The 13110-nt window shown below is 60.9% G+C and carries 11 protein-coding genes; 3 read left to right on the top strand and 8 right to left on the bottom strand.

Annotated features, from left to right (window positions below; translation table 11 throughout):
- Nucleotides 1–279: 279 nt before the first annotated feature.
- A complete protein-coding gene (locus OEG82_RS08365) occupies nt 280–1302 on the top strand; it encodes a class 1 fructose-bisphosphatase (protein WP_267611972.1) in 1023 nt (340 codons plus the stop codon).
- Nucleotides 1303–1317: 15 nt separating this feature from the next.
- Here the strand turns inward: OEG82_RS08365 and OEG82_RS08360 are convergent, their stop codons facing one another.
- From OEG82_RS08360 to OEG82_RS08330, 7 genes are all read right to left on the bottom strand, one after another.
- Nucleotides 1318–2691, bottom strand: coding sequence for an FGGY-family carbohydrate kinase (locus OEG82_RS08360; protein WP_267611971.1), 1374 nt, complete (start codon nt 2689–2691; stop codon nt 1318–1320).
- A 3-nt stretch (nt 2692–2694) separates the two neighbouring features.
- A complete protein-coding gene (locus OEG82_RS08355) occupies nt 2695–3009 on the bottom strand; it encodes an L-rhamnose mutarotase (RefSeq protein ID WP_267611970.1) in 315 nt (104 codons plus the stop codon).
- A gap of 2 nt (nt 3010–3011) precedes the next feature.
- Complete coding sequence (locus OEG82_RS08350) at nt 3012–4037, bottom strand: ABC transporter permease (protein ID WP_267611968.1); 1026 nt, start codon at nt 4035–4037, stop codon at nt 3012–3014.
- The gene (locus tag OEG82_RS08345; RefSeq protein ID WP_267611967.1) at nt 4034–5014 is read right to left on the bottom strand and encodes an ABC transporter permease; all 981 of its coding nucleotides are present in this window, start codon (nt 5012–5014) and stop codon (nt 4034–4036) included. Before OEG82_RS08345 ends, OEG82_RS08350 begins: the two co-directional genes overlap by 4 nt.
- The gene (locus OEG82_RS08340; protein WP_267611966.1) at nt 5011–6573 is read right to left on the bottom strand and encodes a sugar ABC transporter ATP-binding protein; all 1563 of its coding nucleotides are present in this window, start codon (nt 6571–6573) and stop codon (nt 5011–5013) included. Before OEG82_RS08340 ends, OEG82_RS08345 begins: the two co-directional genes overlap by 4 nt.
- Nucleotides 6574–6634: 61 nt before the next feature.
- On the bottom strand, nt 6635–7630 hold the full coding sequence (gene rhaS / locus OEG82_RS08335) for a rhamnose ABC transporter substrate-binding protein (RefSeq protein ID WP_267611965.1): 996 nt from the start codon (nt 7628–7630) through the stop codon (nt 6635–6637).
- A 43-nt stretch (nt 7631–7673) separates the two neighbouring features.
- Nucleotides 7674–8483, bottom strand: coding sequence for a DeoR/GlpR family DNA-binding transcription regulator (locus OEG82_RS08330; RefSeq protein WP_267611964.1), 810 nt, complete (start codon nt 8481–8483; stop codon nt 7674–7676).
- Nucleotides 8484–8668: 185 nt separating this feature from the next.
- On the opposite strand from OEG82_RS08330, the gene OEG82_RS08325 reads away from it, so the two are divergent.
- Both OEG82_RS08325 and rhaI read left to right on the top strand, forming a co-directional pair.
- On the top strand, nt 8669–10771 hold the full coding sequence (locus OEG82_RS08325; RefSeq protein WP_267611963.1) for a bifunctional rhamnulose-1-phosphate aldolase/short-chain dehydrogenase: 2103 nt from the start codon (nt 8669–8671) through the stop codon (nt 10769–10771).
- 26 nt (nt 10772–10797) lie between these two features.
- Nucleotides 10798–12078 (top strand): L-rhamnose catabolism isomerase, encoded by a 1281-nt coding sequence (gene rhaI / locus OEG82_RS08320; RefSeq protein WP_267611962.1) that lies wholly within the window; start codon nt 10798–10800, stop codon nt 12076–12078.
- An 84-nt stretch (nt 12079–12162) separates the two neighbouring features.
- On the opposite strand, the gene OEG82_RS08315 is transcribed toward rhaI, so the two are convergent.
- Nucleotides 12163–13101 (bottom strand): dihydrodipicolinate synthase family protein, encoded by a 939-nt coding sequence (locus tag OEG82_RS08315; protein WP_267611961.1) that lies wholly within the window; start codon nt 13099–13101, stop codon nt 12163–12165.
- Nucleotides 13102–13110: the final 9 nt, after the last annotated feature.

Here is a 13110-nt window from a genome sequence, read left to right as displayed (position 1 = left end):
TGCGCTTTCCCAACAACCTAGCGGTTTTTTGAGCTTTGTGAATCGCTGAACGGCACGAAACTGCCCCTCCCGAACTCAGACGTCTCTCCGGGACCTGGCAGCCGGCAGCGTCTCGCAAACCGAGGCGGTGATTTGTGTGAAACGCAGCCCCGGTTCAGTTCGTGGTCGCCAGCGTGTGAATAGGGATGTAAACAGGCAGTGGCCGACAATGGCCGATCTGACTGGACCGGTCGACCTTTCGACGGACCGCGTCCGGCATAACGGAAATTGGATCCCCTGATGCGCGAAAAACAGCTTACCCTTCGTCAGTTCCTGCTGCTTGATCACAGGCAGCACGCGCTCGAAAAGGACCTGATCTTTCTGCTCGAGGATATCGCCACTTCCTGCCGCATCATTTCCAACCATGTCCGCAGCGGCGCATTCGTCGGCAATCTGGGCAGCGCCGGATCAACCAATATCCAGGGTGAAACCCAGAAGCAGATGGATGTGCTGGCCAATGAGGAATTCGTTCGCCACTGCTCCAATTGCGGCCGGGTGGCGGCCCTGGTGTCGGAGGAAGTCGACGAGGTCTACTGGCTCAAATCCAATCCCGAGCCCGGCGATTACCTGGTCTATTTCGACCCGCTCGACGGCTCGTCCAATCTTGAACTGAACCTGTCGGTCGGCTCGATCTTTTCGGTGGTGCGGATTGCGCATGCCATTGACGCCAGTGACGACCGGTCGGTTCTGCGCGCCGGGCACGAACAGGTCTGCGCCGGGTATTCGGTCTATGGTCCGTCAACCTCGCTGGTCGTGACCACGGGGAACGGGGTCAACTGCTTCACCCACCAGCAGGGCACCGGCGAATTCCGCCTGACCCATCCCGACATGCGGATTCCAGAAGAAACCAGCGAATTCGCCATCAACGCCTCGCGCTACAAGCTGTGGGATGCGCCGATCCAGCGCTATTTCGACGAGTGCATTGCCGGCAGGGACGGCCCGCGCGAAAAAACCTTCAACATGCGCTGGGTCGCCTCGATGGTGGCCGAGGTCCACCGCATCCTCACCCGCGGCGGCGTGTTTCTCTATCCTTGCGATGACGGCAACCGGACAGACGGCGGCAAGTTGCGCCTGATGTATGAAGCCAATCCAATGGGCATGATCATCGAACAGGCCGGAGGTGCGGCATCAACCGGAACCGAGCGGATCATGGATGTCACCCCGACATCGCATCACCAGCGCGTCGCAGTCATCCTGGGCTCCAAATCCGAGGTGGCGCTGCTTGAGAAATATCACGCCGAAGCCGTGCCCAACCAGGTCTGAACTGCAGGCAGGGTCTCAGATGAGACCCGCGGCCCAACCTTGCGCATAGGCCATCAAGGGGTCGCGCCCGGCCTCGGCGAACCGATCCGGCGGATTTTGCAAGGGTGGCCGCGAGGCCGGCGCCACCAGCATGGCCGCACCGGTGCTGGTGCCGGTTCCGGTTGCACTGACGATGTCCTGTCCCGTCACGGCGGAGAGCATTTTCTTGTAGGCGGCATTTGATGCCATCGCGCCTTCGACAAAGAGCTGTCCGCGGCTGCCGGTCAGTTGCAGGCAGACATTTGTCATCACCGCCAGATAGAACGAGGCGACAACGGCACGCTCGCCATCGCTCAGCGTTTCGGGGTCGCAGCTCCATCGGGGCGTGCGTCCGGGAAACGGACCCGAGGTCGGCTCGATCGAAGGCCACAGCATCGCAGATTTCTCGAGCACCGCATCGATATCGGCTTCCGAATAGTCTGTCTCCCTGCCCTGCATCAGGCGTTCGAATTCGCGCCCGCCCATGAACCGGGCAGAGGGCACCTTGTTGCCATTGGCGCTGACATTGATGAGCGTGTCGCGCATCGGATCAAGCGTCAGCTGCTTGCCGTTCACGGTCATGACGATGACCCAGGTGCCGGTGGAAATCACCGAGAACGGCGCATCATTGGCCAGGATATAGGGCAGCAGTGACGCGTTGGAATCATGAATGCCGCAACAGACCGGGGTGCCGGCAGCCAGTCCCGTGCGCGCGGCGATTTCGGGACGGATCTTGCCGAGAACATCACCGGCACGGCGGACGGGGGCAAATTTTTCGCGCCAGCCCAGCGCGTCGACCATGGATGAAAACCGGGCCTGGTGCGGGTTCCACAGATCGGTGTGGGCGCCCAGAGAGGTGACTTCCGTGGCGGCAACGCCGGTCAGCCGGAATGCCCAATATTGCGGATAGGTGACGATCCGGCAGGTGCGGTCGAACAGCCCGGCAAAGGTGCTGAACTGCCAGTAAAGCTGGGCGCCGAGATTGAGGCCGCGCGGGAGGCGCGGCGATCCGATCTCGGCAAATGCCGGCCGCCGCGCGTCATATTCAGCGGCCAGTTGATCCGGGCCGGTATGCTCGTAATCAAGGATCGGCGCTGCCAGACTGCCGGTTTGGTCAAGCAAGGCGCCGCTGGCGCCGTGGGCCGTGATGCTGATCGCCGCGATGCCGTGCGCGGCGTGAAACTGCGCCAGGCCTGCCTCGATGAAGGCCCACAGGGCCTCGACGTCGTAATGCGGATAAGGCGCGCCATCGATGACCACATTGGGCATGGTCCGCATGTCGATTTCGTGCAGGTCATCGCCGCCCACCAGCACCACCTTGGCGTTGGTCTTGCCGATATCGATGACTGCAATATTGCCCCGGGATCGCATCGCCTAGTCCATGTGAAAGACGGTTTCGAGCGGCACAGCCAGCGGCTGGTTGCCGGCTCCGGTCTGCATGATATCCGACATATGCGCCCACCATTTCTGCATGACCGGGTCAAGCGGCAGCGCCTCCATGGTGTGACCAGCCTTGCGCCACAGGACAGCAAACAGGATGCTGGTTTCGCGGTCGAGGTGAATTGAATAGTCCGAGATACCGGCGGCCTTGAGCAGGTCTAAAAGCTCCGGCCAGATCTGGTCATGGCGGCGTTTGTATTCCGCCTCGCAACCGGGATTGAGCCGCATCTTGAAGGCATGTTTTTCCATGGTCAGACGGCCTTCCGGCGGGTGCGATAATTCAGCCAGAGCCGCGGCAGGGCGATGACGGAAATCAGCAACAGCCCGATGAAGATCGACATGACAATGCCCGGCACATTGATCAGGCCAAAGCCGAAGGTCACCATGCCCATGACAAAAGCGGCGATGACGACACCGGGAATGGTGCCCGAACCGCCGAGGATATTGACGCCGCCGAGCACTACCATGGTGACGATTTCAAGCTCCCAGCCAAAGGCGATGGAGGGCCGCGTCGAGCCAAGACGGGAGGTCAGGCAGATCGCGGCGATGCCCGCCATCAGGCCGGTCAGCATGAACAGGATGAATTTGACCCGGCCGACCCGCACGCCGGAAAACTGCGCGCCGACCGGATTGTTGCCGATCGCATAGACGGCGCGGCCGAAATCGGTCTTGTGCAGCAAAATTCCATAGAGCACGGCCAGCACGGCAAACAGCACGATCTCGAAGGTGAACACCCACCAGACATAGCCCTGTCCGAAAAACGAGAACCCGGCGGGGTAGCCACGAAAGGCCTGGTCGCCGAGCACGATGTAGGAGATGCCGCGAAACAGGCTCATGGTGCCGATGGTGACGACGATGGAGGGCAGCCCCAGGCCGGTCACCAGGAAGCCGTTGAAGGCGCCGCACAGCATGCCGACCAGCAGGCCGGCTGCGACAAGCTCGGGAACGCCAAATCCGAATTGCGCCAGATAGCCCATCGCGGTCGAGGTCAGCGCGATGATCGAGGCCACCGACAGGTCGATTTCGCCCGAGATGATCAGCAAGGCCATGGCAAAGGCGATCATGGCTTTTTCGGTGAAATTGAAGGTGGCGTCGGAGAGGTTCCAGGGATCGAGGAAATAGGGCGAGGAAAACGAGTTGATGATGAAGATGGCAATGGCCACGGCCAGCAGCAGCGTCTCCCAGCTTTTGAAAATGCGCTGAAACGGTGATGTCAGCCGGTCGGGAATGTTCCTGTCGGGCGCGCGCTGGTCGCGGTCCAAAGCCTGATCGCTCATGCGAGACGCTCCGCCTGTTTGAGAATGATGCGGCCCTTCTTGCGTTCTGAGCGGGCATTGAAGGCCACGGCAATGATGATCGCCGCGCCGGAAATGGCCAATTGCCAGAACGGTGAAATATTGACCACCGGCAGCGCATTCTTGACGATGCCGAGGAACAGCGCGCCAAGCACCGCGCCGCCGACCGAGCCGATGCCGCCGGCAATCGATATGCCGCCAATGACGCAAGCCGCGACCACTTCCAGCTCGAACCCGCCGGCAATATCGACATAGGCGACCGCGTAGCGGGCCACCCAGAGATAGCCGCACAAACCGGCCACCGCGCCGGAAATCACAAAAGCCAGGAACCGTGTGTAGCCGACATTGATACCGGTATAGACCGCCGCATGGGGGTTGCCGCCCACAGCAAAGAATGCGCGGCCCGGCGGGGTGCGCGTCACCAGCACGAAGAAAGCGGCAATGGTCGCGATTGCCAGCCAGGACAGCAGCGACAGGCCAAGCACATCATAGCGCGGGAACGCCTTGAAGCTGGGCGACATTTCATGAGCGTTGATCCACTCGCCATTGGAGATCAGGAAAATCAGGCCGCGGAAAATGGTCAGCGTTCCGAGTGTGACCACGATGGGCGGGATATCGAGCTTCCAGACCAGGATGCCGTTGATGGAACCGAGCAGTGCACCAAAGCCGATGGCGACAAGCAGCAGCACCGGCACGGGTACAGCAGGAAACATCATGTTGATGGTCGCCACCACCATTCCGGTCAAGGCGAGATTCGAGGCGACCGAGAGGTCGATGCAGCGCGAGACGATGACGACCATCTGGCCAAGCGCCAGCATGATCAGGATCGAGGTGTCATTGAAGACATTGATCAGGTTTGCCGGCGCTGCAAAATCACCAAAGCGGGTGGAGATCAGGCCGACCAGAAGCAGGATGGCGGCGGCGAGGATGGCTTCGCGGGACTTGAGGATCTGGGTCATGCGCCTGCTCCCGCGCCAAGCCCGGCAGCCGCCCGCACCAGCCCTTCGGCGGTGATATCCTCGCGCTCGAACTCGCCGGCAATCCGGCCATCGCGCATGACGATCACCCGGTCGGACATGCCCATGATCTCGGGAAGTTCGGACGAGACCATGATCACCGCCAGGCCCTTGGCCGCAAGCTCGGTCATGAATTCATGCACCGCCGCCTTGGAGCCGATGTCGATGCCCTTGGTCGGTTCATCGAGAATGATCACCCGCGGCTCGGTCGCCAGCCATTTGGCGATCACCACCTTTTGCTGATTGCCGCCCGACAGATTGCCGATGTCCTGGTCCAGCGATGCGGCGCGCAGATCCAGCCGCGAGGTGTATTCGCGGGTCAGCTTGAACTCTTCGGCGAGCTTGAGAAAGCCGCGCCGCGAGGTCCGGTGCAAACTGGGTAGCGTGACGTTCTGGAAGATCGGCAGCCCGATGACGGCGCCCTGCTTGCCGCGGTCTTCCGGCACATAGACAATGCCGCTTTCAATGGCTTCGGCTGGACTGCGGATCACCCGGATCTCTCCGGCAATGCGGATCGCGCCCTTGGAAGGTTTTGTGATGCCGAACAGCGATTGCATGAATTCGCTGCGCCCTGCCCCGACAAGCCCGTAGAAGCCGAGGATTTCCCCCTGCCTGAGCTTGAAGCCGATGTCCTCGAACTCGGTCGGGTGGCTGTAGCCTGCCACTGTCAGGATCTCGTCGCCGATCGGCACCTGTTTTTTCGGGAATATCTGACCCACCGTGCGGCCGACCATCATCCGCACCAATTCGTCTTCGGAGACATCTCCGATCAAGCCGTCACTGACAAGTTCGCCATCGCGAAACACCGTGTAACGGTCGGCGATGCGGAAAATCTCATCGAATTTGTGGCTGATGAACAGGATCGCCTTGCCATCCGCCTTGAGCCGCTCGACCAGTTCATAGAGCTCAGCAATTTCCTTGTGCGACAGCGCCGCGGTCGGTTCATCCATGATGACGACGCGGGCTTCAATCGACAGGGCGCGGGCGATGGCGACCATGTGCTTGTTGGCGATACCGAGGTCGCGCAAGCGGACGCGCGGATCGATGTCGGCGCCGACCTTGTGCAACAGTGCTCGCGCCTGAATGCGCATGGCCTTGGTGTCGATCAGGCCAAAGCGTGTGCGCGGCTCGTGGCCGATAAAGATGTTCTCGCCGACCGGAAGATCATCAAACAGCACTGTTTCCTGATGGATGGCGGTCACGCCGGCGGCAGACGCCGCATGCGCATCGCCAAAATGCACCGGCCTGCCGTCCATCGATATGGTGCCGCCATCAGGCTGGTAGATCCCGGTGAGGATCTTGACAATGGTAGATTTGCCGGCGCCGTTTTCGCCAACAAGGGCTGTCACCTGACCTGGATAAAGATCGAGCGCCACATCGGAGAGCGCCTTGACGCCGGGAAAGATCTTGGAGACGCCGCGCAGGGACAGCAATGGCTGTGCAGCGGCTTGCGTGGGTGCATCCGTCGCCCGCGCCCGGGCGTCTTGTGTATCCGCCAACATGCTCGCCCCCTGGAAAAGAGTGGCAACGCCCGAAGGCGTTGCCGGCTCGGCTTGGATCTTCCTAGAAGATGTCCTTGAAGGCTTCGATGTTGGAGGCGTCATAGACGAACGGGTCGGCCATGGCGCCTTCGGAGTTGTCATCGAGCGTCAGCGTTCCCATGCGCCCCATCGGGATCTCGGCACCGGGTGTGGCTTCGGCGCCGTCAATCAGCGAATAGGCCAGCATGGTGGCGGAATAGCCCAGATCGATCGGGTTCCAGATGGCGAAGGACTTCGATGCGCCCGAGGCGATATGTCCGGCCATTTCAGAGGGAAGACCAAGTCCGGTGACATTGATTTCACCGGCCTTGCCCGCGTCGGAGACGGCCTGCGCCGCAGCCACGATGCCGACCGATGTCGGTGCGATGATCGCCTTGAGGTCCGGATGCGCCTTCATCAGTCCCTGGGCTTCGGTGTAGGACTTGTCGGCCTTGTCGTCGCCATAGACGGTCGACACGACCTCTATGCCGGGATAGTTGCCCATCACCTTGTTCATTTCCTCAATCCAGGTGTTCTGGTTTGTGGATGTGGTGGTGGCCGACAGAACCGCCACTTTGCCGCCATCGGGCAGATTGTCTGCGGCGAGCTTGATGATCATGTTGCCGATCAGGGGATTGGAAGACGGGTTGAGGTGCAGCTGGCGGCCTTCCTCGGCCACACCGCTGTCCCAGCTGATCACCTTGATGCCGCGGTCCATGGCCTTTTTCAGCGTCGGCACCAGAGCATCGGTGTCATTGGCCGAGACAGCGATGGCGTCGACCTTCTGGGCGATCAGCGAATTGATCACCTCGATCTGGCCTTCGGCGGTGGTGTCGGTCGGGCCGGTGTAGATGATGTCAACGTCGCCCAGCTCCTTGGCTGCTTCTTCGGCACCCTTTGCTGCTGCTTCGAAGAAGCCGATGCCAAGCGCCTTGACCACCAGCGCGATGCGCTTGTTCTCGGCTTGCGCTCCGGCCGTCGAGGCGAGAATGGCAACACCTATGGCTGCCGCAGTCACGAATTTCTTCAAGATACCCATCTGTTTTCCTCCCTGGGATGTGACGTCCATTTTTCGTCGAGCGCTATGACGCCCCCGATGAAACTTCCTCCTGAACCGAATGATTTTTGGCGATGATCAGGCCCACGCCTGCCTGCTCGAGCATCTTCGCCGACCGCTCTTCGATGCCGTCATCCGTGATCACCGTGGTGACGCGGTCGAGGCCGCACAGGATCAGGCTCGAGCGCTTCCGGAATTTCGAACTGTCGGCCAGCACAATCAGTTCATCGGCCTGGTTGATGAGTTTCTGCTCCGCCTGAATGAGCAGCGGGTCTGCCTCCAGCAGCCCCAGCGGGCCAATTCCGTGGGCGCTCATGAACATTTTCTGGGCGGAGAAATTCTTGGTGACGTCATTTTCGAACGGGCTGAGAATGATGTTCTGTTCGCGGTAAATGGTGCCGCCGGACAGCGTGATGGTGTTCTTGGAATGCTTGAGCAGATGCTCGGCTATGGGAAACGAATTGGTGAAGACCTGCATGCGCTTGGCAGCCAGCGGATGCACCATCTGGAAGGTGGTAGTGCCGCCATTGATGATGATCGAGTCGCCATCATTGCACAGCTCCACCGCAGCCAGCGCGATGGCGCGCTTCTTGCCGGCATTGATGGTTTCGTTGACGGAGAACGTGCGTCCGGCAAGGCCGAGAAACTGCGGCGGATTGGTCGACTCAGCGCCGCCGCGCACCCGGCGCAGCTTGTGCTGAACATGCAGGGTGGCGATGTCGCGGCGGATCGTGGCCTCGGATGAATCGGTCAGCGCTACCATTTCGGCAACGGTGACGACCGGCTTCTCCTGAATGACGGATAGGATGATCCTGTGGCGTTCGCTTTCGTGCATGCTGTCCTCCCAGCCCTAAGATTTCCATCGAATTCCATGTTTGTCAATCACAAACAATCATGTTCAATCATACCGCAATGCACAATGATTGTTTTTGAGTGTTTATGATTGACAACTGCGCAGCAACGGGTGTTGATTGAAGCGAATACGGAGCGCCGGCGATGACCTGGCGATGGGAGGATTGCATGCTGGAGAAAACCGAGGCCGGACGTCTGGCCAATCTTTGGGACCCCAAGATCGCCGGGCAGATGAGCGAGCCGGAGCTGCTGCTCTACCGCTCCAACCTGCTCGGTTCCGACAAGCGCGTCACCAATTACGGCGGCGGCAACACCTCGGCAAAGGTCATGCAGAAGGATCCTCTCTCGGGAGACATGGTCGAGGTTCTCTGGGTCAAAGGCTCGGGCGGCGATGTCGGAACCATCAAAATGGACGGATTCGCTACCCTCTACATGGACAAGCTCAACGCGCTTAAAAATCTCTATCGCGGGGTCGAATTCGAAGATGAGATGGTCGGCTACCTGCCGCACTGCACTTTCAATCTGAACACACGCGCGGCTTCGATCGACACGCCGCTGCATGCTTATGTTCCGCAAAAACACGTCGATCACATGCATCCCGATGCAATCATCGCCATCGCCGCGTCCGAGAACAGCCGCGAGCTGACCCGGCAGATTTTCGGCGATGACATTGGCTGGTTGCCGTGGAAGCGGCCCGGCTATGAACTGGGGTTGTGGCTGGAAAAATTCTGCCACGAAAATCCCGAGGCCAAGGGTGTGGTGCTGGAAAGCCACGGGTTGTTCACCTGGGCCGACACCGCCGAGGATTGCTATCGCCTGACCATCAACATCATCAACCAGGCGATCGCCTGGTTTGAGACAATGACGGCTGGCAAACCGGCCTTTGGCGGACAGCAACACGCGCCGCTGCCAGCTTCGGAGCGCCGCCGCATCGCCAGTGCGTTGATGCCGCGCATTCGCGGCATGGTCTCGGCCAATGCCCACATGGTCGGGCATTTCGAAGATTGCGACGCGGTTCTGGAATTTGTCTGCAGCCGCGACATGGAGCCCCTCGCCGCACTCGGCACCAGTTGCCCGGACCATTTCCTGCGCACCAAGATCCGCCCGCTGGTGGTGGCGTTTGATCCGGCAAGCCCGGATCTCGACGCCACGATCGAAAGCCTCAAAAGCAGCGTCGAGGCCTATCGCGCTGATTATGCGGGCTATTACGAGCGCTGCAAACACGCCGACAGCCCGGCCATCCGCGATCCAAACGCGATTGTCTATCTGGTGCCCGGCGTCGGAATGATCACATTTGCCAAGGACAAGGCGACGGCGCGGATTTCCGGCGAATTCTACACCAATGCCATCAATGTCATGCGCGGCGCCTCAAGTGTCTCGACCTATTGCGGCCTGCCCGAACAGGAAGCCTTCGACATCGAGTACTGGCTTCTGGAGGAAGCCAAGCTGCAGCGGATGCCCAAGCCCAAGAGCCTTGCCGGACGGATCGCCATTGTCACCGGTGGCGCCGGCGGCATCGGTTCGGCCACGGCACGGCGGTTTCTCGACCAGGGCGCCTGCGTGGTGCTGGCCGACATCGACGAGGACATGCTTGCCCGCACCGCGGATGTTCTCGCCGGGGAATACTCCCCTGACGTGGTGCGCGCGGTCACCATGAATGTCACCGACGAGACGGCGGTTGATCACTCTTATGCCGAGATGGCCGCCGAATTCGGCGGTGTCGATATCGTCGTGTCCAATGCCGGGATTGCCTCGTCTGCCCCCGTCGAAGAGACCACGCTGGAGCTGTGGAACAAGAACATGTCGATCCTGTCGACAGGCTATTTCCTGGTGTCGCGCGCCGCCTTCAAGATGCTGCGCGCCCAGGGCCTTGGCGGCGCCGTCATCTTCATCGCCTCGAAGAATGGCCTGGCCGCTTCCCCCAACGCCTCGGCCTATTGCACGGCGAAAGCCTCGGAGATCCATCTTGCCCGCTGCCTGGCGCTCGAAGGCGCGCCGATGGGCGTCCGGGTCAATGTGGTCAATCCCGATGCGGTGCTGCGCGGCTCGAAGATCTGGTCGGGCGACTGGCTGCAGGAGCGCGCCGATGCCTATGGCAAGCAGACCGCAGATCTGGAGGAACACTACCGCCAGCGCTCGCTGCTCAAGCTTTCGGTCCTGCCGGAAGACATCGCCGAAGCCGCCTTCTTCCTGGCCAGCGACGCCTCGTCAAAATCCACCGGCAACATCATCAATGTCGATGCCGGCAATGTGCAGGCCTTCACCCGCTGACCCCTCTGGATGGATTGGAGTGCATCATGATCAAGTCATCCGTCATCGAAGAGACGAACGAAACCTCGATCGCGGCGCTGCGCGAGGACTATGACAGCCTTGGACAGCGGCTCGACCGGCGCGGCATTTCCATTGACGCGATCAAGGCGCAAGTCTCGGACTATGGTGTCGCGGTGCCCTCCTGGGGCGTCGGCACCGGCGGAACACGCTTTGCCCGCTTTCCCGGAAGCGGCGAGCCCCGGCATGTTTTCGACAAGCTTGATGATTGCGGCGTCATTCACCAGCTGACCGGCGCGACACCCTCGGTGTCCCTGCATATCCCATGGGACAAGGCGCCTGCCGACGATCTGAACGCGAAAGCGGAAGAATTGGGCCTTTTCTTTGACGCGATGAATTCCAACACCTTTCAGGACCAGCCGGATCAGCCGCAATCCTATAAATTCGGCTCGCTGTCCAACACGCGCGACGAGACCCGCACGCAGGCTGTCGAGCACAATCTCGAATGCATCGAGATCGGCAAGGCCATCGGATCGAAGGCGCTGACGGTCTGGATCGGCGATGGTTCCAACTTCCCCGGCCAGAGCAATTTCACCCGGCAGTTCGAGCGCTATCTGGAGGCGATGAAGCGGATCTATCAGGGGCTGCCCGAGGATTGGCGCATCTTCTCCGAGCACAAGATGTATGAGCCGGCCTTCTACTCAACCGTGGTGCAGGATTGGGGCACCAATTTCATGATCGCCCAGGAACTGGGACCAAAAGCCTTCTGTCTCGTGGATCTCGGCCACCATGCGCCGAATGTGAACATCGAGATGATCGTCGCCCGGCTGATCCAGTTCGGCAAGCTCGGCGGCTTCCATTTCAACGATTCAAAATATGGCGATGATGATCTCGACACCGGATCAATCGATCCCTACCGGCTGTTTCTGGTGTTCAACGAGCTTGTCGACGCCAGCCACCGCAAGGCGCCGAATTTCAACCCGGCGCATATGCTCGATCAATCGCACAATGTCACCGATCCGATCGAGAGCCTGATGGTCAGCGCCATGGAGGTGCAGCGCGCCTATGCGCAGGCGCTGATCGTCGACAGGCCCGCTCTCGAAGCTGCCCAGGACGGCAATGATGCAATGACAGCGACAACCCTGTTGAAGCAGGCGTTCCGCACCGATGTCGAACCGATCCTGGCGATGGCGCGTCTGGAAAAGGGATCGGCGATCGATCCGGTCTCGGCATTCCGGAAATCCGGCTACCGCGCCAGGGTGGCGGCAGAGCGGCCGGCGGTCAGTGGCGCCGGCGGCGGCATCGTCTGACAACTGCCGATAATTTTTGCGGGCGGCGCTTGATCTGCACCGCCCGCCAATCTGATCATCTGATTGCATCCCCGACCGGGATGATCAGACCTGTGCGGACCACTCCGCGTACCAGGTCCGGAACAGGTGAAACTGGCTTTCCACATAGCTGCGCTGCGAGTCCGTGAGTGCATCGGTCTCATAGAACTGCAGCTCATATTCGGCGTCTCCGGTCAGCACCATCAGGTGCTTGTAGTAGAGAACCAGGTCGGCGCCTTCATCAAACGAAGAGAGCACACCCAGCGCCTCATCGAGTTGCCTGGCCCGCAGCCGCGCCTGGGCGTCGCCCGTCGCTGCTTTCTTGCACAAAGCCACAAGATGCAGCACTTCGCGCGGCAGGGCATTGCCGATGCCGGTGATCGCGCCGGTGGCGCCGCAATTGACGAAACCATGGAAGACATTGGTGTCGACGCCGACCATCAGGGTGACGCTGTCATCGGCGGAGGTGATGTGCTCGGCCGCATAGCGCAGATCCTGGGCGCCGCCGAATTCCTTGAAGCCGATGAGGTTCTTGTGTTCCTTGCGCAGCGCGAAGAACAGCTCTGCGCGGGTGGCAAAACCGTAATAGGGGCTGTTGTAGATCACCGCCGGCAGGTCGGGAGCCGCCGAAAGCACCGCCTTGAAATGCGCTGCCTGCGCGCCGGCCGAGCTTCCCCGCGACAGAACCCGCGGGATCACCATCAGGCCTTGTGCGCCGACTTCGGCGGCATGGGCTGCATGGGCAACGGCAGACGCGCTGTTGATCGCGCCGGTGCCGACGATGGTGGGAACGCCGGCGGCAACCAGACGGGCAACGCCTTCCATGCGTTGCGCATCGGTGAGCAGCGGCCAGTCTCCCATCGAGCCGCAATACACCACGCCGGACATGCCGGCGGCGACCAGTTCCTGGCCCTTGCGGACCAGGGCGTCGAAATCAGGGGTCCGGTCGGGACGACACGGCGTCATCAGTGCTGGTATGCAACCGGTGAAGATAGACTTATCCATCGGGCGTCT

Origin of the sequence: Hoeflea ulvae (genome assembly GCF_026619435.1) — a bacterium.
GTDB lineage: Bacteria > Pseudomonadota > Alphaproteobacteria > Rhizobiales > Rhizobiaceae > Hoeflea > Hoeflea ulvae.
Note: the sequence above shows the minus strand (reverse complement) of the source record. Positions and strands in the feature narration are given on the sequence as shown.

What these genes read in the sequence shown, in the direction of transcription:
- OEG82_RS08340 (WP_267611966.1), bottom strand. Translation starts at nt 6,573, where the DNA reads ATGTTGGCGGATACACAAGACGCCCGGGCGCGGGCGACGGATGCACCC.
- OEG82_RS08345 (WP_267611967.1), bottom strand. Translation starts at nt 5,014, where the DNA reads ATGACCCAGATCCTCAAGTCCCGCGAAGCCATCCTCGCCGCCGCCATC.
- OEG82_RS08325 (WP_267611963.1), top strand. Translation starts at nt 8,669, where the DNA reads ATGCTGGAGAAAACCGAGGCCGGACGTCTGGCCAATCTTTGGGACCCC.
- rhaI (WP_267611962.1), top strand. Translation starts at nt 10,798, where the DNA reads ATGATCAAGTCATCCGTCATCGAAGAGACGAACGAAACCTCGATCGCG.
- OEG82_RS08365 (WP_267611972.1), top strand. Translation starts at nt 280, where the DNA reads ATGCGCGAAAAACAGCTTACCCTTCGTCAGTTCCTGCTGCTTGATCAC.
- OEG82_RS08350 (WP_267611968.1), bottom strand. Translation starts at nt 4,037, where the DNA reads ATGAGCGATCAGGCTTTGGACCGCGACCAGCGCGCGCCCGACAGGAAC.
- OEG82_RS08360 (WP_267611971.1), bottom strand. Translation starts at nt 2,691, where the DNA reads ATGCGATCCCGGGGCAATATTGCAGTCATCGATATCGGCAAGACCAAC.
- OEG82_RS08355 (WP_267611970.1), bottom strand. Translation starts at nt 3,009, where the DNA reads ATGGAAAAACATGCCTTCAAGATGCGGCTCAATCCCGGTTGCGAGGCG.
- OEG82_RS08330 (WP_267611964.1), bottom strand. Translation starts at nt 8,483, where the DNA reads ATGCACGAAAGCGAACGCCACAGGATCATCCTATCCGTCATTCAGGAG.
- rhaS (WP_267611965.1), bottom strand. Translation starts at nt 7,630, where the DNA reads ATGGGTATCTTGAAGAAATTCGTGACTGCGGCAGCCATAGGTGTTGCC.
- OEG82_RS08315 (WP_267611961.1), bottom strand. Translation starts at nt 13,101, where the DNA reads ATGGATAAGTCTATCTTCACCGGTTGCATACCAGCACTGATGACGCCG.